22 protein-coding genes are annotated in these 24818 nt (G+C 66.9%); 8 read left to right on the forward strand and 14 right to left on the reverse strand.

Annotation, left to right across the window (positions count from 1 at the left end):
• Positions 1 to 26: 26 nt before the first annotated feature.
• From AMK58_RS15180 to AMK58_RS15215, 8 genes are all read right to left on the reverse strand, one after another.
• Complete coding sequence (locus tag AMK58_RS15180) at positions 27 to 1301, reverse strand: TRAP transporter large permease (protein WP_035677019.1); 1275 nt, start codon at positions 1299 to 1301, stop codon at positions 27 to 29.
• Positions 1298 to 1768 (reverse strand): TRAP transporter small permease, encoded by a 471-nt coding sequence (locus tag AMK58_RS15185; RefSeq protein ID WP_035677016.1) that lies wholly within the window; start codon positions 1766 to 1768, stop codon positions 1298 to 1300. The genes AMK58_RS15180 and AMK58_RS15185 overlap by 4 nt, the downstream gene beginning before the upstream one ends.
• A gap of 57 nt (positions 1769 to 1825) precedes the next feature.
• On the reverse strand, positions 1826 to 2734 hold the full coding sequence (locus AMK58_RS15190; protein ID WP_236778292.1) for a C4-dicarboxylate TRAP transporter substrate-binding protein: 909 nt from the start codon (positions 2732 to 2734) through the stop codon (positions 1826 to 1828).
• A 217-nt stretch (positions 2735 to 2951) separates the two neighbouring features.
• Positions 2952 to 3956 (reverse strand): zinc-binding alcohol dehydrogenase family protein, encoded by a 1005-nt coding sequence (locus AMK58_RS15195; RefSeq protein WP_035677010.1) that lies wholly within the window; start codon positions 3954 to 3956, stop codon positions 2952 to 2954.
• A 45-nt stretch (positions 3957 to 4001) separates the two neighbouring features.
• The gene (locus AMK58_RS15200; protein WP_035677007.1) at positions 4002 to 4694 is read right to left on the reverse strand and encodes a FadR/GntR family transcriptional regulator; all 693 of its coding nucleotides are present in this window, start codon (positions 4692 to 4694) and stop codon (positions 4002 to 4004) included.
• 386 nt (positions 4695 to 5080) lie between these two features.
• A complete protein-coding gene (locus AMK58_RS15205) occupies positions 5081 to 8341 on the reverse strand; it encodes an efflux RND transporter permease subunit (RefSeq protein ID WP_059399148.1) in 3261 nt (1086 codons plus the stop codon).
• A gap of 13 nt (positions 8342 to 8354) precedes the next feature.
• Positions 8355 to 9467 carry an efflux RND transporter periplasmic adaptor subunit gene (locus tag AMK58_RS15210; protein ID WP_236778271.1) on the reverse strand — a complete coding sequence of 371 codons (1113 nt, stop codon included), beginning with the start codon at positions 9465 to 9467 and terminating at the stop codon, positions 8355 to 8357.
• Between the two features lie 369 nt (positions 9468 to 9836).
• Positions 9837 to 10379 (reverse strand): carboxymuconolactone decarboxylase family protein, encoded by a 543-nt coding sequence (locus AMK58_RS15215; RefSeq protein ID WP_035677003.1) that lies wholly within the window; start codon positions 10377 to 10379, stop codon positions 9837 to 9839.
• A gap of 121 nt (positions 10380 to 10500) precedes the next feature.
• On the opposite strand from AMK58_RS15215, the gene AMK58_RS15220 reads away from it, so the two are divergent.
• The gene (locus AMK58_RS15220) at positions 10501 to 11310 is read left to right on the forward strand and encodes an AraC family transcriptional regulator (protein WP_051140465.1); all 810 of its coding nucleotides are present in this window, start codon (positions 10501 to 10503) and stop codon (positions 11308 to 11310) included.
• A gap of 146 nt (positions 11311 to 11456) precedes the next feature.
• Entirely contained in the window at positions 11457 to 12044 is a 588-nt protein-coding gene (locus AMK58_RS15225; RefSeq protein WP_035677000.1) for a histidine phosphatase family protein, read from the forward strand.
• Positions 12045 to 12161: 117 nt separating this feature from the next.
• On the opposite strand, the gene AMK58_RS15230 is transcribed toward AMK58_RS15225, so the two are convergent.
• From AMK58_RS15230 to AMK58_RS15250, 5 genes are all read right to left on the reverse strand, one after another.
• Positions 12162 to 12434 (reverse strand): ribbon-helix-helix domain-containing protein, encoded by a 273-nt coding sequence (locus AMK58_RS15230; RefSeq protein ID WP_035676997.1) that lies wholly within the window; start codon positions 12432 to 12434, stop codon positions 12162 to 12164.
• Positions 12435 to 12941: 507 nt separating this feature from the next.
• Complete coding sequence (locus AMK58_RS15235; RefSeq protein ID WP_035676994.1) at positions 12942 to 13556, reverse strand: DAK2 domain-containing protein; 615 nt, start codon at positions 13554 to 13556, stop codon at positions 12942 to 12944.
• A gap of 2 nt (positions 13557 to 13558) precedes the next feature.
• On the reverse strand, positions 13559 to 14557 hold the full coding sequence (locus AMK58_RS15240; protein ID WP_059399150.1) for a dihydroxyacetone kinase subunit DhaK: 999 nt from the start codon (positions 14555 to 14557) through the stop codon (positions 13559 to 13561).
• Between the two features lie 146 nt (positions 14558 to 14703).
• On the reverse strand, positions 14704 to 15510 hold the full coding sequence (locus tag AMK58_RS15245) for an IclR family transcriptional regulator (RefSeq protein WP_035676989.1): 807 nt from the start codon (positions 15508 to 15510) through the stop codon (positions 14704 to 14706).
• Positions 15511 to 15726: 216 nt separating this feature from the next.
• Positions 15727 to 16641: a dihydrodipicolinate synthase family protein gene (locus AMK58_RS15250; RefSeq protein WP_035676987.1), complete on the reverse strand. Its 915-nt coding sequence runs from the start codon at positions 16639 to 16641 to the stop codon at positions 15727 to 15729.
• A gap of 191 nt (positions 16642 to 16832) precedes the next feature.
• Here AMK58_RS15250 and AMK58_RS15255 point away from each other — a divergent pair, with 191 nt between their 5' ends.
• From AMK58_RS15255 to AMK58_RS15275, 5 genes are all read left to right on the forward strand, one after another.
• A complete protein-coding gene (locus AMK58_RS15255; RefSeq protein ID WP_051140463.1) occupies positions 16833 to 17822 on the forward strand; it encodes a Bug family tripartite tricarboxylate transporter substrate binding protein in 990 nt (329 codons plus the stop codon).
• Positions 17823 to 17873: 51 nt separating this feature from the next.
• A complete protein-coding gene (locus AMK58_RS15260; protein WP_035676985.1) occupies positions 17874 to 18836 on the forward strand; it encodes a tripartite tricarboxylate transporter substrate binding protein in 963 nt (320 codons plus the stop codon).
• Between the two features lie 55 nt (positions 18837 to 18891).
• Positions 18892 to 19377, forward strand: coding sequence for a tripartite tricarboxylate transporter TctB family protein (locus AMK58_RS15265; RefSeq protein ID WP_035676982.1), 486 nt, complete (start codon positions 18892 to 18894; stop codon positions 19375 to 19377).
• Positions 19371 to 20873 (forward strand): tripartite tricarboxylate transporter permease, encoded by a 1503-nt coding sequence (locus tag AMK58_RS15270; RefSeq protein ID WP_035676980.1) that lies wholly within the window; start codon positions 19371 to 19373, stop codon positions 20871 to 20873. The genes AMK58_RS15265 and AMK58_RS15270 overlap by 7 nt, the downstream gene beginning before the upstream one ends.
• 94 nt (positions 20874 to 20967) lie before the next feature.
• Positions 20968 to 22569, forward strand: coding sequence for an aldehyde dehydrogenase (NADP(+)) (locus tag AMK58_RS15275; protein WP_035676978.1), 1602 nt, complete (start codon positions 20968 to 20970; stop codon positions 22567 to 22569).
• 131 nt (positions 22570 to 22700) lie between these two features.
• Here the strand turns inward: AMK58_RS15275 and AMK58_RS15280 are convergent, their stop codons facing one another.
• A complete protein-coding gene (locus tag AMK58_RS15280) occupies positions 22701 to 23057 on the reverse strand; it encodes a winged helix-turn-helix domain-containing protein (protein WP_079285345.1) in 357 nt (118 codons plus the stop codon).
• Positions 23058 to 23477: 420 nt separating this feature from the next.
• On the opposite strand from AMK58_RS15280, the gene AMK58_RS15285 reads away from it, so the two are divergent.
• The gene (locus AMK58_RS15285; RefSeq protein ID WP_035683708.1) at positions 23478 to 24590 is read left to right on the forward strand and encodes an IS110 family RNA-guided transposase; all 1113 of its coding nucleotides are present in this window, start codon (positions 23478 to 23480) and stop codon (positions 24588 to 24590) included.
• Positions 24591 to 24818: the final 228 nt, after the last annotated feature.

Consider the following 24818-nt stretch of genomic DNA (forward strand, 5'->3'; position numbering starts at 1 on the left):
GGCAGGAGGGGGCAGCGGGACAGGGCTTAGCGGGCCAGGACCAGTGAGAGTTCCGGCACGAAGGTGACGATCATCAGAGCCACGAACAGCGCCACGAAGAGCAGGGTGGATTGCTTCATGAAGTCCGAGATCTTCACCTTGGCGAGGTTGCAGACCAGCAGCATCACCGTGCCCACCGGAGGCGTCAGACAGCCGACCGCGAGGTTCACGATCACCACGATGCCGAAATGGATCGGGTCGATGCCGAGCTGGTGCACCGTCGGCATCAGCAGCGGGACCATGACGATGAGGATCGCGTTGCCCTCGATCAGCATGCCGAGGAACAGCAGGAGCAGGTTGAGGATGAGCAGGAAGACGTACTTGTTGTCGGTCAGCGCCGTGATGTAGGTCGCCAACTGCTGCGCCGCCTGCTCCAGCGACAGGATCCAGGCCAGCGCCGAGCAGGCCATGATGACCAGCATCACCGAGGAGGTCGCCTTGAAGGTGCCGACCAGGGCGTCCACGACATGGGCGACGCGCATCTCGCGGTAGATCACGAAGCCGATCACCAGGACGATCAGCACGGCCACCGCGCCCGCTTCCGTCGGGGTGAAGATGTTGGCGCGGATGCCGCCGATGATGGCGACCAGCAGGACCAGCACCGGCCAGGCGCCGACCAGCGCGCTGGTGGTCTCCGAGGTGGTGGGCCAGCTGTCGCGGGACGGCGGGTAGCCGTTGCGCTTGGACACGATGTAGGCGGCAACCATCAGCATGGCCGCCATCACGATGCCAGGCAGGATGCCGGCCATGAACATGGCGCCGATGGAGACGTCGGCGACGAGACCGTAGATGATCAGGGCGATGCCCGGCGGGATGATCGGCGTCACCAGCGCGCCCGACGCCGTGACGGCGGCGGCGAAGGCGCGGTTGTAGCCCTTGCGCTCCATCTCCGGCACCAGCATGCGGGTCAGCATGGCGCTGTCGGCGAGGTTGGAGGCGCTGACGCCGCCCAGCAGCGTGCTGAGCATGATGTTGGTCAGCGCCATGCCGCCGGTGAACTTGCCGACCAGCAGGTCGGCCACGCGCAGCAGGCGCTTGGCCACGCCGGTGTGGTCCATCAGCGTGCCGAGCAGGATGAAGAAGGGAATCGCCAGGAGGGACAGGTTCTGCGAAGCGCCGATCAGGCGCTGCACCGCGATCTGGTCCGGAACCGGGCTGAAAAACACGAAATAGACAAGAACCGATGCGAAGATGGCAATGTAAAGCCGCATGTTCAAAGCGAACAGGCAAAGCATAATGAGAATGATGACGGGCCAGCTCATGGCGCGTTCCCCTTCGCGATCACCACGACGTCGATGAAGCAGCGGCGCAGAAGATAGATGATGATGCCGGCCGCACCGACCGGAACGGCGATGTCGATCCAGAACCAGGAGATCTGGAGAATTTCCGTCAGCTTGTACTGGGCGCTCTGGGCCAGCAGATAGCCGAGCCAGCCGGCGTAGGCCAGAACCACGATCGACAGGGCCGAAACGACCAGATCGACCGCCGCCCGGATGCGGGTGGGCAGAAGGTCCACGAACAGCGGGATGTCGAGATGCTGGCCGTCACGCTCGGCGACGATGGCGCCGATCATGATGATCCAGATCATCAGAAGCCCGGACATCTCCTCGCCCCAGTGCAGCGGAGCGTCGAAAAGGTAACGGGCGAACACCGCCGCAATGGTCATCACCACCAGAGCGGCCAGCGCGCCTCCCGCGACGACCGATGGCAGACGCCGGATCAACTCCATGGCATACTCCTCCAAACGATCCGGGCGGAGCGGCAGCCCCGCCCGGATGTGCTTTTTTTACTTGAGGTCCTTCTGGATCTGCTCGTACAGGCCGGCCGACCACTTCGGGAACTGGGTGTAGACGACCTTGGTGGCCTCGCGGAACGGCGCCGGGTCCGGCTGGATCACGGTGACGCCGGACGCCTTCATCTTCTCGATGAACTCGGCGTCCTGCTCGGCTGCCAGCTTCTGGCTGTAGAGGCCGGCCTCGTAGCCGGTCTCGTGGACCATCTTCACGACGTCCGCCGGCAGCTTGCTGAAGAAGGCTTCGCCGCCGACCCACACCGAGGTGTTGGTCAGATAGCCGACGAGGCTGAGATACTTGGCCTGCTCATGCAGCTTGGCGCCGTACAGCACGGAGATCGGGTTCTCCACGCCGTCGATCAGGCCAGTGGTCAGGGCCGGGTAGACCTCGCCCAGCGGCATCGGCGTCGCGGTGGCGCCCATCGCCTCGATCGTCTTGATCTGCATCACGTTGTTCGGGACGCGGATCTTCATGCCCTTGAGGTCCTCGGGCGTGTTGATCGGCTTCTTGGCGAGGATGTGGCGCACGCCGTACAGGTAGTTGGACATGACGATGTGCACGCCCTTCTTGCGCAGCGCCTCGTCCTTCTTCTTGAACCAATCGCTCTCGTAGATCTTGAAGAGCTTCTGGGGGTCGTCGGTCAGGTACGGGCCGAACAGAACGCCGAGGTCCGGGTCGTAATCCTGCAGGAAACCGACGTCGGACAGGGTGATGACGTTCATGCCCATCATCGCCTGTTCCATCACGTCCTTCTTCGCGCCCAGCTGGGAGCTGGGGAACAGCTTCAGGGTGACCTCGCCCTTGCTCTTCTCCTTCAGAAGGTCGGCCCAGTGATGCATCACCCGGTCGAGCGGCTCGCCCGGGTTGTTCTCGTAGGCGACCATGATCTCGGTCTTGGCCATGGCGCCGGACGCGGCACCGATGGACAGCACGCACGCGGCAAGGGCAGACGCCAGAAAGCGCTTCATTATTTCCTCCATAGTGGATGCCGGGAAGCCCGTTTGTGGACGTGACTCATGGACGGATCCCGCCGACGAGGCCGGACCCGGCGGCGGGACCGGCACGTCCCGCCGCAGCAGTTCTGATGGTGACAGCGCCCGGTGGGCGCCGCCGGAAGGGTCAGCGCTCGATCATCACCTTGACCGTGGTGTCCCGCTCCTTGGCCCAGTAGGGCAGGGCCTTGTCGGCCTCCTCGAAGGGGAAGACCTTGGAGATCAGGTCGTCGGGGGCGTGGTCGAGCGTTTCGAGATAGTGGATGACGGCCTGGAAATCCTCGGAGGTCGCGTTGCGCGACCCCATGATGTCCAGCTCCTTCAGGTTGAAGAACTGCGTCTTGTAGGACACCGGCTCCTTGGCGTAGCCGATGTAGACGACGCGGCCGGCGAAGGACACGAGGTCGATGGCCTGGGTGAAGGTGGCGGGCAGGCCGACCGCCTCGATCACCACGTCGGCGCCGTCGCCGTTGGTCAGCTCCAGGACGCGGGCGGACACGTCCTCTTTGCCGGCGTCGATGACGTGGGCGGCGCCGTAGCGGCGGGCCAGACCGGTCTTCGCCTCGCCGATGTCCACGGCGATCACCGTGGCGCCGCGATGGACGGAGCCGGCGATGGCGCCCATGCCGATCATGCCGCAGCCCAGCACCAGGACGGTGTCGGCCGCCTCGACGCGACCGCGCGCGGCGGCGTGGAAACCGACCGACAGCGGCTCGACCAGCGCCAGATGGCGCGGCGCCAGCGTGTCGTTCAGGATCAGCTTGCCGTAGGGCAGGACGATGCGTTCAGCCAGACCGCCGTTCTGCTGCACGCCGAGCGTGCGGTTGCTGCGGCAGGCGTTGACCCGGCCCTTGCGGCAGGACGGGCAGGTGCCGCAGGCGGTGTAGGGAATGACGATGGCGCGCCGGCCCACGGTGTATTCGGCCGGAACGCCCTCACCCACGGCGGCGATCTCGCCACCGATCTCGTGGCCGGGGATGCGCGGCAGAGAAACCAGCGGATTCAGCCCCTTGAAGGTGCTGAGATCGCTGCCGCACAGCGCGACGTGGCGGATGGCCAGGAGCACCTCGCCGGGGCCCGGGGTCGGCTCCGCCACCTCGTGGATCGCGCAGACGTCCACGCCTTCGATCATCAGTGCTTTCACAGGTGATGTCCTTTTTTTGGGAAGCGGGCGTGTTCAGGGCGTGGGCGCAGCCGTCGGCTGCGCTTCCTGGTTGAACACGCTCTCGCTGAAATGGAAGTGTGCGTTGCTGGCCTCGACGGCCTTCTCGACGGAGCGCTCGCGCAGCGCTGCGATGATCTGGCGATGATAATCGACCGTGGTCGGCCCGATCACCGCGTTGCTCTTGCCGATCTCCATGTAATAGATCATCGGCTGCGACATCGCCTGATACATCTTCTGCAACATGGAGTTGCGCGACGCGGCGACGATGGCGGCGTGGAAGCGGAAGTCCACCTCCGCGGCCTCGCGCACCGTCAACTGGTGCTCCATGTCCTCGGCCAGACGGTCGAGCCCGTCGATCTCCGCGTCGGTGATGTGCCGGACCACTTCGGGCAGCACGCCGATCTCGATGATCCTGCGGAACTGCAAGACTTCCCGACAGGTCTTGACGCTGCGGTCGAAGCATTGATCGAGAATGCGGAACATCGCCTCGATGTCCGGCTTGCTGGCGCGCGGGCCGCGCTGCGTTTTCTCCACCAACCCATAGGCTTCGAGGAAGATGATGACTTCGCGGATGGTGTTGCGGCTGACGCCGAACCGTTCGGCCAGCAGGCGTTCGTTCGGAAGCAGATCGCCGGGCTGGTAGCGCTCGGGGATCTCCTTGCGTAGCTCTTCGAAGATGGCCTTGACGGTTGAGACGCCGTTCATGATCGCGCCGCCAGAGTTTGGTCCAACAATTGGACAACTGAAGGCCAACGATAGCACCGCGGGGCGGGGCGGAAAACGGCAAAAGGAGTCACGAAATTTCGAAAACAGCGCTGTTAATGCATGAAGCAAAATTGCTGCAGCGCAATATCTCGCAAATAGACAGTCATGCGCCCGGTTCTTCTCCGACGGGGCGCGTCCTGTTGGTTCTCGTCAATTTTCGAAAAGTGATGCGCTGCGCTGTCTCTCCCAAGCCCGACGCTTCTGGTCGAAGCCTGAGGTCAGTGCACAGCGCCGGTAGCGCCGCCGACCTTGGGCCGCCGACCTTGGGCCGCCGACCTTGGAATGGCGAACGGCGCCGCGCCGGGTGGTCGCCCGTCCCTCGTGGCTCATCGCTCGGGAGCGGAGGTGCCCGGCATCTCCTCGGTGGCCCGACGGTACCCGCCGGACTGCGCGGTGTCCGTCGTGGAATGGGCGGGGCCGGGCTCTTCCGTGCTCGGGACGGGATGCTGGTTGACGGCAAGCGGCCCGCTGAACAGGCCGCGGATCACCGTGTAGAACACCGGGGTGAAGATCAGGCCGAACAGCGTGACCCCCAGCATTCCCATGAACACCGCGGTGCCCAGCGACTGGCGCATCTCCGCCCCCGCGCCCTGCGCGATCATCAGAGGCACGACGCCCAGGATGAAGGCGAAGGACGTCATCAGGATCGGGCGGAGCCGGGTGCGCGCCGCCGCGACCGCCGCCTCGAAGCGGTCCTTGCCCTCGAACAGCTCGTTCTGGCGGGCGAACTCGACGATGAGGATGGCGTTCTTGGCGGCCAGCCCGACCAGCACGACGAACCCCACCTGCGCCAGGATGTCCACCGCCAGTCCGCGCATCAGCAGGCCGGTCACCGACGCCAGCAGACACATCGGTACGATCAGGATGACCGACAGCGGCATTGCCCAGCTCTCGTACTGCGCGGCCAGCACCAGGAAGACGAAGACGACGGACAGCCCGAAGACCAGCAGGCCGGTGTTGCCCGCCGCTTTCTCCTGATAGGCCAGCTCGGTCCATTCGAAGCCGAAGCCGTCCGGCAGGGTGTCGGCCGCCGCCTTCTCCATCGCCGCCAGCGCGTAGCCGGTGGAGAAGCCGGGCAGCGTGTTGCCCTGAAGCTCCGCCGCCGGATAGAGGTTGTAGCGGGCGACGCGGTAGGGGCCGGTGATGTTCTGGAACTCCGCCACCGCGCCGATCGGGACCATGTCGCCCTGCGCGTTGCGGGTCTTCAGGTTGGCGATGTCGCGCGGGGTCTGGCGGAACCGCCCGTCGGCCTGCGCGGTCACCCGGTAGGTGCGGCCCAGCAGGTTGAATTCGTTGACGAAGGCGGAGCCGACATAGATCTGCAGCGCCTCGAACACCTGATCGGCGGTGACGCCCAGCATCTCCGCGCGCTGGCGGTCGATGTCGGCGAAGACCTTCGGTGTTTTGGTGTTGAACAGCGAGAACACGCCGACGAGGCCTGGAATGCGGTTTGCCGCGCCGGACAGTTCGTTCACCGCCTCCTCCAGGGCGGGCAGGCCGCGGCCCCGCTTGTCCTCCACCATCATCTTGAAGCCGCCGGAATTGCCGATGCCGCGCACCGGCGGCGGCGGGATCGTGATGATGAAGGCGTCCTCGATGGCGCCCAGCCGGGTCCTCAGGTCACCCAACACGGACTCGGCGGTCTGGCCCTTCGGGATGCGGTCCGCGAAGGGGGCGAGGGTGACGAAGATCGCCCCGGCGTTCGGCGCGTTGGTGAAGGTGGCGCCGTCGAAGCCGGCGAAGGGCACGGCGTGGATCACCCCCGGCGTCTTCAGCAGCGTGTCCACCGCGGTGCGCACCACCTCGTCCGTGCGGGCCAGCGACGAGCCGGGGGGCAACTGCACCACCGTGATGAGGTAGCCCTGGTCCTGGTTCGGGATGAATCCCGTCGGCGCCCGGCTGAACTGCCACGCCGTCAGGGCGAGCAGCACGCCGTAGACCGCCAGCACGATCACCGGCAGCCGCACCAGACGCCCGGTCAGCCCGGCATAGCCATTGGACAGCCGGTCGAAACCCCGGTTGAAGCCGCGGAAGAAGGCGTGGACCGGGCGCGTCAACGGCGACGGCTTGGGCGGGTTTTCCTCGTGCGGCTTGAACAGAAGCGCACACAGCGCCGGGCTGAGGGTCAGCGACACCAAGCAGGAAATCACCGTGGCGGTCGCGATGGTCACCGCGAACTGGCGGAAGAACTGGCCGGAGATGCCGCTGACCAGGGCGGCCGGGATGAACACGGCGGTGAGCACCAGGGCGATGGCGATCAGCGCGCCGCCGACCTCGTTCATCGTCTCGTGCGCGGCGTCCTTGGGCTTCATGCCCTGGCGGATGAACCGCTCCACATTCTCCACCACGACGATGGCGTCGTCCACGACGATGCCGATCGCCAGCACCAGCCCGAACAGCGACAGCGTGTTCAGCGAATAGCCCAGCGCCGCCAGCACCGTGAAGGTGCCGATCAGCGAGACGGGGATCGCGGCGATCGGCACGATGGAGGCGCGCCACGTCTGAAGGAACAGGATGACCACGACGACGACCAGCGCCACGGCTTCGAAGATCGTCTTGTAGACCTCCTCCACGGACTGCGCGATGAACTCCGTCGGGTTGTAGACCACGTCGTAGCGCATCCCGCTGGGGAAGCCCTTGGACAGGTCCGCCATGGTCGCCAGGATGCGGTCGGCGGTTTCCAGCGCGTTGGAGCCCGGCCGCTGGAAGATGACCAGCGGCACCGCCTGCTGGCGGTCCAGATAGGCGTTCAGATTGTAGTCCTGCGCCCCCAGCTCGACGCGCGCCACGTCGCGCAGGCGGGTGACCGCAGAGCCCTCGGTCTTGACGATGATGTTGCCGAACTCGCGCGGGTCGGTCAGGCGGCCCAGCGTCTCGACGTTGAGCTGGAAGGCGCCGGGGGCCGGCACCGGCGGCTGGTTGATGACGCCGCCCGACACCTGGACGTTCTGCGCCTGGATCGCCCTAACCACGTCACCGGCGGTCAGGCCGCGCGCGGCCACCCGGTCGGGGTCGAGCCAGACGCGCATCGCGTAGTCGCGGGCGCCGAACACCTGGATGTCGCCCACCCCGTCCAGGCGCGCCAGCACGTCCTTGATCTGCAGCAGCGCGTAGTTGGACATGTAGAGCTGGTCGCGCGTTCCATCCGGCGAGTTCAGATGGATCACCATCAGCATGTCGGGCGAGTTCTTGCGCACGGTCACGCCGATGCGCCGCACGTCCTCCGGCAGGCGCGGCTCGGCCACGGCGAGGCGGTTCTGCACCAGCACCTGCGCGGTGTCCAGGTCGGTGCCCAGCTTGAAGGTGATGGTGAGTTGGAGGCGCCCGTCGCTGGTCGCCTGCGAGGCCATGTAGAGCATGTCCTCGACCCCGTTGACCTCCTGCTCGATGGGGGCGGACACGGTGTCGGCGACCACCTGCGCCGACGCGCCGGGATAGGTCGCGTTGACCACGATGGTCGGCGGCGCGATCTCCGGATACTGCGCGACCGGCAGGGTCAGATAGGCGAAGACCCCGATGAGCGTGACGAAGATGGACAGGACCGCCGCGAAGATCGGCCGGTTGATGAAGAAGTGCGAGAGGTTCATGTCCCGGCTCCGCTCAACCGGCCGGCGGCTTGGGCGGCTCGATCCGTCCGTCCTGCGGCGTCACCTTGGCGCCCGGCCGGGCCCGGACGAGGCCGTTGATGATGACCTTGTCCGTCTCCTCCAACCCGGAGCGCACGACGCGCAACCCGTCCTCGATGGGGCCGAGGCGCACGGGCTTTGGCACCACTGTGCCGTCGTTGCCGACCGTCAGGACGATCTTGTTGGCCTGATCGCTGACCACCGCCTGATCGGGGATCAGCGTGGCGGTGTAGCGGTCGGACCCCGGCAGGCGCAGCCGCCCGAACTGGCCGGGCGTCAGCAGCAGCGACGGGTTGGGAAAGACGGCGCGGGCGCGGATGGTGCCGGCGCCGGGGCTGACCTGATTGTCGATGAAGTTCAGCGTGCCCTTCAGGGGCCAGCTCTGCTCATCGAACAGGCGGCCCTCGACCTCGATGCCGCCGTCGCGTTGCGACTTCAGCGCGCCGCGCGCCGCCGCCCGCTGGTAGGCGAGGTAGTCGGACTCGCTCATGTCGAAGGTGAAGTAGATCGGGTCGAGGGAAACGATGGTGGTCAGCAGGGTCGTCGTGCTGGTGTCCCCGCCGACGATGAGGTTGCCGACGCTGACCTCGCGCCGGCTGATGCGGCCGGCGATCGGGGCGGTGATGCGGGTGAAGTTCAGGTTCAGCTCGGCCGTCCGGACGGCGGCCTTCGCCACCTCGACCCCGGCGGCGTCGACGCGGACCTGCTGCTGGCGCTCGTCGAACACGCTGGCCGCGACGTTGTCGCTGCGCCGCAGCTCCGACGCGCGGGCGAGCTGGCGGTTCGACAGGTCCAGCTTGGCCTCGGCCTGCTGCTGCTCCGCCTGCGCCGAGGCCAGCGCGGCCTCGAAGGGGCGCGGATCGATGACGAACAGCGGATCGCCCTGCTTGACGAGCTGGCCGTCCTGGAAGGCGATGGAGTCGAGATAACCGCTGACCCGCGCCCGGATCTCCACGAAGTCCACCGCCTGGAACTGGCCGGTGAATTCGTCCCATTCGACGATCTCCTTGCGCAGCGGCTGGCTGACCGTCACCGGCGGCGGGGCGTTCTGGGCGGTCTCGGCGGCGTTGCCGGACGAACCGGCCACCCATAGGCCTCCGATGGCCGCAAGGAGTATCGCCGGCCCGGCATTCATCCAGGATGCGGCCCTGCTGATCCCCACCACCATCATGGCCGCCCCCGCTCCCGCTTCCGGAGCATCGATGGTTGCATGGATCGGCGGAGTTCCACAGCGCGCGAAAGCTGCGGGCATCATCCATTATAAAAGGGAGGTGAAACGCCGGGCGGCCTGCCCGGATGGGGTCGAATGACGTTGCCGGTCATCTGCATGGTTGCCCGTTCTTGTATCGCGTTTGCGTGCCCCGTCCGCGCGCTTGCAGGGATACCATGACCGGAGCGGAGCATGGCTGAAATGATGCAGAACCAACAAATCAGGCCATGCTCCGATCAACGCCGATCAGGCCGGAAGGGCCGGCGCCCTGGGAAAATCAAGGTCGGTTTCGATCAGGTTGTTGGCGTAGTTGGTCAGGATGCCGCCGATGGTGTTGGCCAGCACCTCCAGGATGACGGCGTCGTCCACCCCGGCGGCCCGGACGGCCTCGAGCACCACCGTCGGGACGCGGCCACGGTTGTCCACGATGGAGCGGGCGAGCGTCACGATGGCGTTCGAGCGTGCGTCCTCCGGCTGGCCGGCGCGCGCAGCCAGCACCTCCGTCTCGCTCAGCCCGACGGCTCTGCCGCTCAGGCTGTGGGCGGAAAGGCAATAGTCACAGCCGTTCGCCTGCGCGACGGCCAGCGCGATGCGCTCCCGATCCTTGGCAGACAAAGCGCCTCCGGCCAGGGCACCGGTGACGGCCAGATAGCTGCCGAGCGCTGCGGGAGACTGCGCCAGCGTGGCCAGCACGTTCGGCACCTTGCCGATCTTCGCCTTGATGGCGGCGAGTTGCGGTGCGACGGCGGCGGGCGGGTTGCTGCGATCGACGGGACTGATACGGGCCATGGGGGTCTGTCCTTCCAAATCGGTGAGGCGACCCGATGCCGCCTCGACATGGGCAGAGGATAGCCGTACGATTGGCAATAGATCGTCCGATTTTGTTTGCAGAACGTCCGAGGAGGCCGCCATGAACCAGCCGGACCGTTTGGCTGCCGCCTTGCAGCGTGTGCGCATCACCGCACGGGTGTTTCACGCTGGCGGATTTTGTGGGACGGGCGCCGTGCTGGGCGAGCGCGCGGGCGGTCATCTCCACCTGCTGCGGAGCGGGCGTCTCGGCCTGGAGAGCGGTCAGGGGCAGTTCATCGAGGTGATGGGACCCGCAGCCATCCTCCTGCCGCGGGCGCACCGCCATCACCTGACCACCGATGTCGACGGGCGGAGCGAGGCGTCCACGGTGGATCTCGTCTGCGCCGACATCGATCTTGGCGGCCTGCGCAACCCGCTGGAGCATGGACTGCCCGACATCATGGTCGTTCCGCTCGATCAGGCGCAGCCCTTGGCCGCGGTGCTGGAGTTGCTGTTCGGTGAAGCGGGAGGGCAGGGCTGTGGCCGTCAGGTCGTCCTGGATCGGCTGTCGGAGGTCGCGATCGTCCATGTGCTGCGCCATGCCATTGATCGGGCGGATGGCCGCACGGGATTGCTGGCCGGCTTGGCCCATCCCGCGCTGTCCCGCGCGCTGGTCCGGCTGCATGAGCAACCATCAGCGGCCTGGACCCTGGAACGCATGGCGGACGAGGCCGGCATGTCGCGCAGCGTCTTCGCGGAAGTCTTCGCCGAGGTGGTGGGGATGACGCCGGGCCTCTATCTGCGGAGATGGCGCCTTCAGTTGGCGAGGGCCCGGCTGGACGAGGGGGCGACGCTGAAGCAGGCGGCTCGCGAGGTCGGCTATGCCAGCCATGCCGCGCTGTCGCGGGCTTTGTCGGGAAGCGTGTCGTAGAAGGTTGACCCGCGGGTGGGGCGTCTCGGACGCGAGACACGGCGCAGCGGCGTGGTTGCAGAGTGGTGCGCTGCGAAGCGGGCTGGGTTTCCCGTCGGCTCGACCGATATTGACCTCATGGACTCGTCATCCGCCGTGGTGCTTCAATGCCGAAGCTTTTCCGTCGCAGATCGCTTGCCGTCATGGTTGTGGCCGTTCTGATCGCGTGCTCCGCTTCGGTGGGTTGGGCCGCGGATACAGGCAAGCTCGATCCGCGGGGGTTGATCGTCCTTATGAGGCATGCGGAGGCGCCCGGAGTCGGGGACCCGCCGAACTTTCAAATCCGCGACTGCGCGACACAGCGCAACTTGGACGCGAACGGCCGTGAGCAGGCCCGGCAGGTCGGTGATCGGCTGCGGAGCCTCGCTGTTGGGGAGGCAACTGTGTATTCGAGCCAATGGTGCCGATGCCTGGAAACCGCCCGGCTTCTTGCGGTCGGGCCGGTGCAGGAACTGCCGGCTCTCAACTCATTCTTCGAGCGGCGTGAGGAGCAGGACGCGCAGATTGCTTCGTTGCGCCGCTTTCTGGCGGGACTGCATTCCGACGGCGCGCCGGTCGTGCTGGTGACGCATCAGGTGATTGTGACCGCGTTGACCGGCGTCTTCCCGGCATCAGGAGAGTCGGTCCTCCTGCGGGCAAACGGGACCGACGAGCCGACCATCGAGGAGCGCATCAAGGCCGACGCCTCCAGATAGACGGTTGGCGCGTTGAAGCCCACGGGCCACGGTGCCAGCACCGTGACTGTGCGCCTGGAGAACATCGGGCGGCTTCGGGCGCCCTTCGCTCTCCCGAGCCGGCCGGAAGTGCCCCAGTTACTCCGCCGCCATGGACAGGGGAGTGTAGGAGTATTCCTGCGGTTCTGGTGTGGCCGCCCTAAAGTACTCCAGCACGTAGACCCGTACGGCGCTGGACAGGTTGCTGGCATCCACAGCCTCCACCCGCTCGGCGAGACGATTGCACAGTTCGCCCAAGGTCAGGTTTTCCCGCTGCGCGATTTCCTCCAGCCCTTCCCAGAAGGCGGCCTCCAGCCGCATGCTGGTGCGTTTTCCCGCGACATAGACGTTTCTGAGCTTCTTCGATGACATGGCAGGACCGTTGCGCGACAGGTTGCACTCTTATGTGTGAAGGGTCGCGGAGTCCGAGCCGAAAAACATGTGATGAACTTCACATAAAACGCAGGGAGTCACGCAGCCGATCAACAAAGTCACAGCAGGGCCGCCACGCTGTCGCATCCTATTGCTACAGCCCCTCCCCACGGCCCTGCGGTGGTGAGGTGGTCCCCATTCCCGGTTCTCCCGCAGTTTGCGTGGAAGGGCTGACGACGCTGGAGCCGGCGCCGTCAGCAGATCCTATGCATGCGGTCCATCCTGCCAACGGCCAAGCCACTCCGTTCATGGCCGGCACCACCGGCATTCCGTTGATCTTCCGAGCCTGGGAAACGCCGCCCACATCAACCTTTCCATTCGTCGTTTTTTTGTCGCAACGGGGACCAGATCAGTGCCAGGACGCAACACTTGCCGAGGGCACGACAGGTTCACAGTGCGGCCAGTGCCCGTTCATGAGCGGAACATCTTGCAGCCCGCCCCCCAACGTCACGAGCCACGCTGACAGATACTCTCGGTGAGATGCGCGAAGGCGAGCATGCCGGGATCATCCACGCCAATGCTCTTGTCGGCATACATGCGGGCACGCCCCATGCGGCAAGGTTCATTCCGGAAGCGGACGAGCGCCTCGTCACAGGCTGCGACCGCTCTTGCGCGGATCGCGGCCTGTTCCCCGGCACCGGCCAGGGCCGAGGAAACCGCATCGAGCGCATCGACCACGGTCTTGTCCCCAAGTTTCGCGCCGCCTCGCGCCATGACGGCATCGCGCGCCTGTTCGAGAAGGGGAGCCAGTTCGCTCCAGGGGATTTCCGCCCGCCCCTTCGTCCTCTTCGACATCGTCAGGAGCCCGGTCGCGAGCAAGGTGCCGAGGCTCGATCCCGTGGCGGAGGCCGCGGCCTTGGCAAGGATGCCCAGGCTCACCCCGACATCGTCGATCCCTTCCATCCGCTGCTCGGCCATGAGATCCAGCACCCGGCGCAGCATGCCGCCGGTGTCCCCATCGCCGAGCTTGGCGTCGGCCGCGTTGAGTTCCTGTTCAAGGGTTGCCATGCGCCCGTGCGCGAGGGCGACACCGGCGGCAATGTGCGTGACGGTCAGGCCCATGCTCAACCAATCTTCCAGAAGGGACAGGATGCCGGAGCGGCGAGAAGCCGTTCCAGCTCATCGTCGAGGAAGCAAAGGCTGAGCGAGACGCCGGCCATTTCCATCGAGGTCACGTATGGCCCGACCAGGGGCTGGACGACCGTCAGCCCAGCCTTGTCCAGCCGTTCCGCAAGGCGCCGGTAGAGGATGAAAAGCTCTTCCAGCGGGGTGGCGCCGAGGCTGTTGACCAGAACCGACACGCGATGTCCGCTTCCCTCGGGGCGTTCCGCCAGAAGGCGGTCGAGCATCTCGTCCGCGACGGCATCCGCCGGCTTGAGCGTGTCGCGCCAGATGCCGGGTTCGCCGTGGATGCCGATGCCCATTTCCATGTCGCCTTGGGCGATGCGGAACGACGGTTCCGCCGCACCGGGGATCTGGCAGGACGAGAGGGCGCAGCCGATGGTCCGCGTCCGCTCCACGGCCTTCGCCGCCGCCGCGGTCACCTCGGCCAGCGAGGCGCCCTCGTCGGCCCGGGCTCCGGCGATCTTGTAGGCGTAGACGATGCCGGCAACGCCGCGCCTCTTGCTGCGTTCCTCGGGGGCGGCGCTGGCGATGTCGTCGGTGCCGAGCACCGTGCTCAGTTCCAGGCCTTCGTCCTCAAGGAACTCCCCCGCCATGTCGAAGTTCATGCGGTCGCCACCGTAGTTCCCGTACAGGCGCAGGACACCGCATCCGCCGTCCGCCGCCTTGATCGCGGCTATGCAGGAATCCACGGTGGGGCCTTCGAAGACGTTGCCGATCGAGCAGGCGTCGACGAGACCCGGACCGACATAGCCGGTGAACAGGGGCAGGTGTCCGGACCCGCCGCCGGTCACGATGCCGACCTTGCCCGTCCGCGCGCCTTCGGTGCGGCGGATCACCCGCCCCGCCGGTCCATCCCGCATGAGTGACGGATGGGCCGCGCACAGCCCGTCGAGCATCTCGTCCACATAGTGCGCAGGATCGTTGATCAGCTTCTTCACGATGGATTCCTCCCGTTGCGCCGCGTCCGCGCGCCATGGCAGCCCTCCGCCCGCAGCGCTCCGGCGCGTCGGTGACTGCAAGGGTTCGATGGTCGGATGCGGGCTTGTGGGGCTTGGGGCCGGACGCCGGGGCCCGGTCCTGCCCGTTACGTGATGGGTGTGGTGAGCGCCGGCGCCACGGCGTCGTCGCCGTTGCTGTAGCCCAGCTGGAGTGAAATCGACTCCGCGTGGCTCATAACGACCGGGGCGAGGCTCTGCACCCGTTCATGCGTCATGCGCGTGGCGGGGCCGCTCACACTCACCGCGGCGAAGACATGCCCGCTGGTGTTGCGGATCGGCGCGGCGACGCAGCGCACGCCGATGTCGATCTCACCGTCGTCGATGGCGTATCCGCGCTGGCGGATCGCCGCCAGATCCTCCCTCAGCCGGTCGGGATCGGTGAGGGTGTTGCGTGTGTAGGCCGGGAGTCCCACCCCAAGGACGCGGTCGATGACCAGGTCCGATTGGAAGGCCAGGGTCGCCTTGCCGACACCGGTGCAATGGCAGGGCGACGCCTCCATCGTGGTCGTCGCGTTGTTCGGGCCGGATCGGCCCCCCGCGCCCCGTTCGATGAAGACCATCTTCATGCCGTCGAAGACGCACAGGTGGACGGTCTCCCGCGACAGGGTGCTGAGCGCGTCCACGTACGGCTTCGCCACGCGGTGCACGTCCATGTTGGCCAGAACGATCGATCCCAGCTCGAAGAGCTTGATGCCGAGCCGGTACTCGTCGCGGCTGTGGTCCTGTTCCAGGAACCCGATTTCCTTGAGCGTGAGAATAAGGCGGTGTGCCGTGCTGCGCGGAAGCTTGGTCCGGCGCGCCACATCGGCGAGCGACAACCTGCGGTCGACCGTGGAAAAACATTCAAGGACGCTGAGCATCTTTCCAGCTGACTTGATGTTGTTCGTCTTCAAGAATGCCTGTTCCTTCTGCTCCCCTGCCGGACAGGCGTATCGGGCTTGGTCGTCGAGCCCCGTTCCGCCTGCTTCAGGCGCAGGGCGAAGCAAAGATCGGCCAACCGGCCCTTCGGGGTCAAGTCGTGTCGACGCGCTCATCGTCCCTCCCAGGGGATGCCACCCTCGCAAGCGCTTGCGAGGGTGGCCGGCATTCCTTGGCGTCGGCTGACGCCGCTATTCCGCCGCGGCCGTTGTCGGCGAGGCCTCGTAACGAAGCACCTCGCGCAGGGCGGCATCGATGCGCGCCTTCTGCGCCTCGGTGGCGGCGGGCATCGGCTGGCGCGGGACGCCGACCTCGCACCCCTGCCGGCTGAGCGAATGCTTGACGCACCCAGGCAGGTTGTCGCCGTTGATCGTGTTCCAGAAGGTCAGCAGACTCCGGTGGATTTCCAGCGCGCGCGGATGGTCGCCGGCTTGCACGGCGTTCCACAGCGCGACCGTCACGCCGGGCACCGCGGCCGGGTTCGCCGCGATGGTGCCGTGGGCGCCCAGCGCGAAGGACGGGTAGAGAAGCGCGTCGACCGCCGTGAAGACGAGCTTGCCCGGCACCTGCTCGTTCAGCAGATCGGCCATCAGCTTGAGGTCGCCCGCGCTCTGCTTGACGCCGATGACGCTGTCGATCTCCTTCATGATGCGGACCAGGAGCGACGGCGACAGGTAGTTCCAGGGCACCACGTTGTAGATGACGATCGGCACCTGCGTCTCGCCCGCGAGCGTGCGGAAATGCGCCAGCGTCGCGTCCTCGTCGGGTTTGAAGACGTAGTGGACGGGCGTCACCTGCAGGGCCGCCACCGGCAGGTGCGCCATGGCCTTGGCCTTGGCGATGGCGTCGCGGGTGCTGTTGACGATGATTCCCGCAACGACGGGGACGGCGCCGTCGACCTCCTCGCAGGAAATGGCGACGAGACGCGTCAGTTCCTCGGTCGAGAGGGTGTGCCCCTCGCCGGTGCTTCCTCCGACGCAGACCCCATGGACGCCCTTTTGCAGCATGAACCGCACCTGGGCGCGGAACGCCGCCTCATCGATCTCCCCGTCGGCCGTGAACGGTGTGACCAGAGGGGGGATGATGCCGCTCAGCGAAGTTGACATTTGGACGTTTCCTCTTTGTTTGTCCCACAATGCGGTATTTGCGTTCAGCGCCCATAACCTGTCAACGCTGATTAACGTTGTCAATGCTGGTTATGAAAGTATGTTGGCTTGACGAACATCCCGTATCGTGGGATACGACAGAAAAGGCAGGGCGCCGAACCGCCCTGCGGCATGTCTTGGAGGAGACGCTCATGATGGGACTGCCCATAGGCAGGCTCGGCCGTGGAACGGCGGCCACCGTTGCCATGCTGACGTGTCTTGCGGGGGCCGCGCCGGCTCTCGCCGAATGGCCCGAGCGGCCGGTGACGCTGATCGTCATTGCCGGGGCCGGAGGCGGCAGCGATTACACGATGCGTCTGCTCGCCCGGGAACTCGAAGCCAAGCTCGGCCGGCCCTTCAACGTCGTGAACCAGCCTCAGGCGTCGGGCGTCGTCGGGATGACGACCTATACGACGGCCAAGCCCGACGGCTACACGCTGGGCCAGATCGCCCCGTTCGCCCAGTACAAGCTGCTGGGACAGGCCGATTTCACGTCGGCGAGCTACACCCCGATCGCCCAGTTCAACGCCGATCCCGCGGCGGTGCACGTTGCGCAGAACTCCCCGCTGAAGAGCGTGGCGGACATCGTGGCCAAGCTGAAGGCGGATCCCGGCTCGCTCCGCATCTCGTGCGGCGGCACGTGCAACGCCAGTTGGGACATTCCCTTCATTTCCCTGCTTCTCGACCAGGGCGTCGATGCCAAACGGCTCAATCTGATTCCCGCCGCCGGATCGGCAGCCGGGCTGCAGGAACTGGCTTCGGGCGGCGTCGATGTCGTCCTTTGCTCGCTTCCCGAGGTCGACGCGTTGCGCGACGCGGGCCGGGTCCGCAGCATCGCGGTGATGAGCGAGAAGCGCATCGAGGGCTACCCGGACGTCGCCACCGTCGGCGAACAGGTCGGCAAGCCGTACAGTGGAGGCACCTGGCGCGGTCTGGCCGGCCCGCCCGGCATGGACCCCGCGCTCGTGGCGCGGATCGAATCCGCGGTGAAGGACGCGTTCGAGAGCGACCGTTTTCAGAGCGAGATGAAGGCGCGCCGGTTCGGGGCGGCCTGGCTTGGACGGACCGAGCTGAAGGCCTTCATGGAGCAGCACGAGCAGGAGACCGCACGCGCGATCAACGCCGTCGGGTACAACAAGTAAGATATCGATCCGATGGCGTGCGCGCCTCGGACGGCAACGGGAGGGAAATCCATGCGTATCAGCGTTCTTGCATCCGTTCTGATGGCTTTCGCCGGGCTGGCCGGCACGGCGCAAGCCGAATACCCCGAGCGTCCGGTCACCATCATCGTTCCGGCGGCGGCCGGCGGCGGCGGCGACACGACGACCCGCATCCTGGCACGGGAACTGAAAGAGATCCTTGGGCAGCCAATCACCATCGTCAACCAGGGCCAGGGCGGCGGCGTGGTCGGCCTGACGGCGATCAAGAACGCCACGCCCGACGGCTACACCGTCGGGCTTCTCTTCCCGTATGCGGGGTACAAGGCGACGGGACAAGCCGACTTCTCGGCCAAGGACTTCACGCCGATCGCCAACTTCAACGGTGATTCCTCCTCCCTTCTGGTCGGTTCCGGGTCCCGCTTCAAGGACCTGAAGACGGCCCTGGAGGCGATCAAGGCCTCCCCGGGCACTTTCAAGGTTCATTGCAGCGGCGGCTGCGGCAGCGTGTGGGACATCCCGGTGGCCGGCATGATGCTCGACTATGGGATCGACGTCGCCGCGATCAAATGGGTGCCGGGCCAGGGCGCCGCACCCGGCCTCATCGAACTCGCGGCGGGCGGCGTGGATTTCCAGACCGCCTCCCTTCCCGAGGCGTCCGCCCTGATGTCGGCCGGCCGCGTGCGTCCCCTGGCCGTTCTGAGCCCCGAGCCGGTGCCCGGATTCCCCGACGCGCCCACCACCAAGCAGTCCATCGGCACCGCCGTCGACGGCGGAACGTGGCGGGCCCTCGGCGGTCCGGCCGGAATGCCGGGCGACGTGGTCGCGAAGCTGGACGCCGCGGTCGCCAAGGCGACGCAGAGCCCGGCCTACAAGGACGCCATGGCGAAGGCGAACTTCGGGGTCAAGTACCTGAACGGCAAGCAGCTTGAGGAGCTGATGCTGCGGCACGAGAAGGACACCGCCCGCGTCATGGACGCCCTCGGTTACGGCAAGTGATCGGCGGGGAGCCGGCCAAACCATGCATTCCTTCTGACGGTGGAGGCTATCCGCCATGAAAGTTCAAGACGTCCTCGTCGGCCTGTTCTTCATCGCGATCGGCATCCTGATGATCGAGTACGCGGCCGACCTGAAGCCGCCGCGCCACCTCAAGTTCGGCCCCGGATTCTTCCCGCTGATCATCGGCTCGGGGCTGATCCTCGTCGGAGGGATCATCGCGCTGCTCGGCCTCCGCACCTTGCGCACAGAACCCCTCTGGCACCGGCCGGAGTGGTCGCGGACCAGACGGGGCTGGGTGCGGTTCTGCTCCATTCCCGCCGCGATCGCCCTTTACGTGCTGATCGTCGATACGGCCGGCTTCCTGCTCACCGCCGTCCTGGTGATGGTCCTCGTGCTGGCCGTATCCGGCGTGCCCCTGCGCCGCGGCGTGCCGGCGGGAGCCGTCACCGCCGTCGTGCTGACGGCGATCTTCGCCTCCGTGCTCCACGTACCCCTGCCGTGGGGACCGCTTCAAAACATTTCGGGGTGGCTGCTATGGTGATCCTAACGGACGTTCTTGGCGTCCTGCTTGACGTCCATCTGCTGCTGGTGATCGTTGCCTCGGCCATCTACGGGTTGGTGCTGGGGGCGATCCCCGGCCTGACCGCGCTGATGGCCACGGCCCTGCTGGTGCCGGTCGTCATGTTCATGGAACCCGTGCCGGCGATCGCGGCCATCATCACGTCCTCCGCCATGGCCATCTTTGCCGGCGACATCCCGGGTGCGCTCATGCGCATGCCGGGCACGCCGGCGTCGGCGGCCTATACCGACGACGCGTACAGCCTGACGCGCGAAGGCAAGGCCGGGCTGTCCCTCGGAGCCGGCCTGTTCTCCTCGGTTCTGGGGGGCCTGCTGAGCGCCCTGGTTCTGACCCTGGCGGCTCCGAACCTCGCCGAACTGGCGCTTCAGTTCAGCAGCGTTGAATATTTCTGGCTCGCAGTCCTGGGCCTCAGCTGCGCGACCTTCGTCGGCGGCTCGTCGCTTCTCAAGGGGGTGGCGGCCCTGCTGTTCGGGCTGGGGCTGTCGACCATCGGGATGGATCCGGTCTCCGGAACCCCCCGCTTCACCTTCGGCGTCACCAATCTGCTCGGCGGCCTCGGCCTGATTCCGCTGCTCATCGGCGTTTTCGCGATCTCCGAGCTGCTGCGCACCGTGACGCTTCCGCCAACCGGCGAACGGCAGGCGCGGCTGGCGGTCGGCTCGGTCAGCGCTGGCATGGGCCGCCTGATGTGGCGACACCGCCGCGAGGTCCTGCGCGGAAGCACGCTGGGAACGCTCGTCGGCGCTCTGCCGGGGGCCGGCGCGGACATCGCCGCATGGATCTCCTACGCGGTCACCCGCCGGTCGCAAAAGGGCAAGGACCCGAACGCCCTCGACCAGAAGGTCGAACGCCTCGTCTCCGCCGGCGCGGCGAACAACGCCGCCCTGGGGGGAGCCTACATCCCGGCAACCGTGTTCGGTATCCCAGGCGACGCGATCACCGCCATCGTGATCAGCGTCATGTTCCTGAAGGGCCTCAATCCCGGCCCGACCATCTTCCTCAACAACCCGACGGCGATCTACTCGATCTTCGCGATCTTCTTCGTCGCGAACCTCCTGATGATTCCGCTGGGCATCCTATGCATCCGCACCTTCGGCCTGATCCTGAAGGTGCCGAGGACCTATCTGACGCCGATCATCCTGCTCTTCTGCATCGTCGGGGCCTTTTCGGTCGAGAACACGCTGTTCGCGGTCGGAATCATCGCCATCGTCGGTCTGCTCGGCTATTTCATGGAAGCCAACGACATTCCCATGGCTCCGGCGGTGCTCGGCCTGATCCTCGGGCCTGTGATCGAGCAGACCTTCATGACGTCCATGCTGAAGAGCGGCGGAGAGGTGTCCGTGTTCTTCGACCGTCCGCTCGCCATCGCCCTTGCGGTTGTGACCCTCGGCTCCTGGGCGCTGGCGGGCGTCCTGAAGCTTGTGGACGCAGCCAAGGCGCGCCCCGTCCTGACGTGACGCATCCGCGGCCGCGCCTCATCGTGACCACGCGCGGAGGACTTCCAGGGGGCCTCTGCGCTGCGGTTCCAGCAACCCCTGACAGGAACGTGCCATGACGATGACGGGCGAGATGCTGATCGGCGGCGGCGCCGTGTATGGCAAGGGCATCGCCTTCCGGGCTGTCGACCCCGCCACCGGCCGCGAGATGGAGCCGGCGTTCGGCGGTGGCGGCGACGCCGAGGTGGAGCGCGCCTGCGCTCTGGCCTGGGAGGCGTTCGACATCTTTCGTGAAACGGGCCTGGAAGCCCGTGCCCGCTTCCTGGAGGCCATCGCCCAGCGCATCCTCGACCTGGGCGACGCGCTGGTCGAGCGGGCCGTTGCCGAGAGCGGCCTGCCGCGTCCCCGTATCGAGGGCGAGCGTGGCCGGACCGTCGACCAATTGCGCCTGTTCGCCCAAGTGGTGCGGGAGGGCGGTTGGCTCGACGCCCATATCGACCGGGCGCAGCCCGAGCGCAGGCCCCTGCCGCGGCCTGACCTGCGCCAGCGCCACATCGCGCTGGGTCCCGTGGCAGTGTTCGGCGCCAGCAATTTCCCGCTGGCCTTTTCCGTGGCCGGCGGTGATACCGCGTCGGCGCTGGCCGCCGGTTGCCCGGTGGTTGTCAAGGCGCACGCCGCCCATCCCGGCACATCGGAACTGGTCGGGCGCGCCATCCAGGCTGCGGTTGCCGAGTGCCGCCTGCCGGAAGGCGTGTTCTCCATGCTGTTCGATTCCGGCCATGCGGTCGGAACCGCGCTGGTTGCCGATTGGCGCATCAAGGCTGTGGGCTTCACCGGCTCGCGCCGGGGCGGCATCGCGCTGATGAACGTCGCGGCGGCGCGGCGGGAGCCCATCCCCGTCTATGCCGAGATGAGCAGCATCAACCCGATATTCCTGCTGCCCGCCGCGTTGGAGACGCGCGCGGAGACGCTTGGCAAGGCGTTCGCCGCCTCGTTGACCATGGGCGCCGGTCAGTTCTGCACGAATCCGGGACTCGTCCTCGCGGTGGACGGTCCTGGCCTGAACCGCTTCCTGGAGGCGGCCTCGGTAGCCTTGCGGGAGAGCGCGGCGGCCACCATGCTGACACCGGGCATCCACGCCGCCTATGACGACGGCGTGCGCCGGCTGACGGCGCGTTCGGACGTGCAGACGGTTGCGCGCGGGCAGGCCTGCGTTGGGCCGAACCAGTGCCAGGCGGCGCTGTTCGCCGCCGACGCCGAGGCCTTCCTGTCCGACCCGGGGTTGCAGGAGGAGGTGTTCGGCTCCGCCTCGCTGGTGATCCGCTGCCCCGAGGTGGCGACGATGCGTGCGGTGGCTGAGCGTCTGGAGGGCCAACTCACCGCGACCGTGCACGCCGACGACGCGGACGCCGACGAGGCCCGCCAGCTCTTCCCGACACTGGAGCGGAAGGCTGGGCGGATGCTGTTCAACGGCTGGCCGACGGGGGTCGAGGTGTGCCATGCCATCGTCCACGGCGGACCCTTTCCGGCGACCTCCGACAGCCGCACCACCTCGGTGGGGGCACTGGCGATCCGCCGCTTCCTGCGCCCCGTCTGTTACCAGGACGTTCCGGCGGCGCTGCTGCCGGAAGCGGTTCAGGATGGCAACCCACTGAACCTGTGGCGCCGTATCGATGGGGATCTCCAAAGTCCCGATGGGAAGGACGCCTCCGTGTGAGAGCCTGCCGGCAGCGTCGAGGGTGACCTTGCCCGCGCTCCCACCAGCGGTGCGGCCATTCTGGCCGATGCGCGCTTCGCCCTGGAACCAGAGTTGGAGGCGACGCTCCGGATGCGCGGCGGCCGCGGCCTTCAGCGCTTCGCGCAACCACTTTTTTGGAAGGCGGCCTGGGCCTTGGCATCGGATTGCAGATGGCGGGGCCGCGTCTTCTGCTTCGACAGGTTCAGCCGACGCACGATGCGCGACAGGCTGGCCGGATGCAGCGTCTTGGCGAAGCGTTTGGCAATCACCTCGCACAGAATCGGCAGAGTCCATTCCACGCAGCCGTGCCGTCTCGGATCGGGGCCGGCGAGGATGATGGCCTTGAGCGTCGCCTGCTCGCCTTCGCTCAGCCATTCCGGCCGGCCGGGCAGCGGACGATCATAGAGACCGGCTACGCCTTCGGCGTTGTAGCGCACCACCGCATCGCGCGGGGCTTGGCGGTCCATGACGGCCAGCCGCGCCGCTTCCGCCCTTTGCTCTCCCGCCGCGCCAGGGCACGCAATTCGCTGGCGCTCAAGTCTTCCCGGATCGGCAACGCCGCTGGCATTCGCTCCTCCCCATCGCGTTGGGAAATCGAATCACGGATTGCCGACCTTGGGAATCCCTTTCAGTGAGTCAGCGGCTCCGCTCGCCGGTATAACTCGGCGGCGGATTGAGCCAGCAGTCGTCATCGCGTGGTCGACCTGGAGGCGATGCCATCAGGCGCTCGCCAAAACGAGGCCCACCGACGAACAGCGCAACTACAACATTAGACCCTATGTTCGCGGCCTGAGAGGGCTGGCGGCCCGCCCTGCGACATGCCCCAATCGAGGGTTGCGCCGGACTGGCCGGCGCCGAGCCTCAGACATGGAGGGCGGGCGGGCCTGATGAACGATACCATCTACGTGGGACTGGATGTCCACAAGGCGACGGTGGCGGTCGCCGTGGCGGAAGGCATGCGGGGCGGTGAGGTGCGGCAACTGGGAAGCGTCCGCCACACGCCTGAGCAAATCGCCAAGCTGGCGGAAAAGCTGGCCAAGGGTGGCCGGCGGCTGAGCTTTTGCTACGAGGCCGGTCCCTGTGGCTACGGTCTGCATCGGCAGCTGACCGACTTGGGGAACGACTGCATCGTGGTGGCGCCGTCTCTGATCCCGATGAAGGTCGGCGACCGGGTGAAAACCGATCGCCGGGATGCGGTGATGTTGGCGAAGCTGCACCGTTCCGGGGACCTCACGGCTGTTTGGGTCCCGGACAGCGCACACGAGGCGGTGCGCGACCTGATCCGGGCGCGGGCCACAGCCGTTCGGGTGCTCGGCAAGGCGCGTCAGCATCTGCAAGGCTTCCTGCTGCGGCACGGGCGTGTTTATGCTGGCAAGCGGGGCTGGACCCTGGCCTATCGGCGCTGGCTGACCACGGTGCGCTTTGATCACCCCGCCCAGCAGGTGGTGCTGCAGGATTACATCCATGCGCTCACAGACGCCGAGGCTCGGGTTGAACGCCTGGCACGGCAGATCGAGGATCTGCTGCCGCACTGGTCGATGGCGCCAGTGGTGGAGGCGGTGCAGGCCATGCGCGGTGTCGCCTTCATCGTCGCCGTGACCGTGGTCGCCGAAGTCGGCGACTTCTCCCGCTTCGACAATCCCCGACAGCTGATGGCCTATCTGGGCCTGGTGCCGTCCGAGCATTCCAGCGGCGCCACCGTACGACGCGGCGGCATCACCAAGGCCGGCAACGCCTTGGCCCGGCGAGCGCTCATCGAAGGCGCCTGGACCTACCGGATGCAGGCGCGGGTCAGCCGTAAATTGCACGACCGTCTCGAGAACCTGCCCCAGGCCATCCGCGACATCGCCTGGAAGGCCCAGGTCCGGCTGTGTGCCCGCTTTCGGCGGCTGGCGGCCACAGGCAAAGCCCGGGTGGTGGTGACAACCGCCATCGCTCGGGAGATGGTGGGCTTCCTGTGGGCGATTGCTCGGCAGGTGCAAGTGGCCCCGGCGGCCTGATCCAGCGCCAGCCGGTCGTACCGGTGCCCACGGCTGGAGGCGGGGCGCGGTGGGGAATCCTCGTCCTCTGTTATGAGCCGACCTCGTCGACGCTCGCCGCTTAGACCGAGGCAGCTTCAGGACGAAACCACGGTCATGCGGTACCCAACCCGCGCATGAGAGCTTGCTCAACCGTCGTCTTTGGCCCCGTCTCCTGCCGTGGGCATCCACTGAGCTTCAGCGCCTGGG

This window comes from Azospirillum brasilense, from assembly GCF_001315015.1.
GTDB classification, from domain to species: Bacteria; Pseudomonadota; Alphaproteobacteria; order Azospirillales; family Azospirillaceae; genus Azospirillum; species Azospirillum brasilense.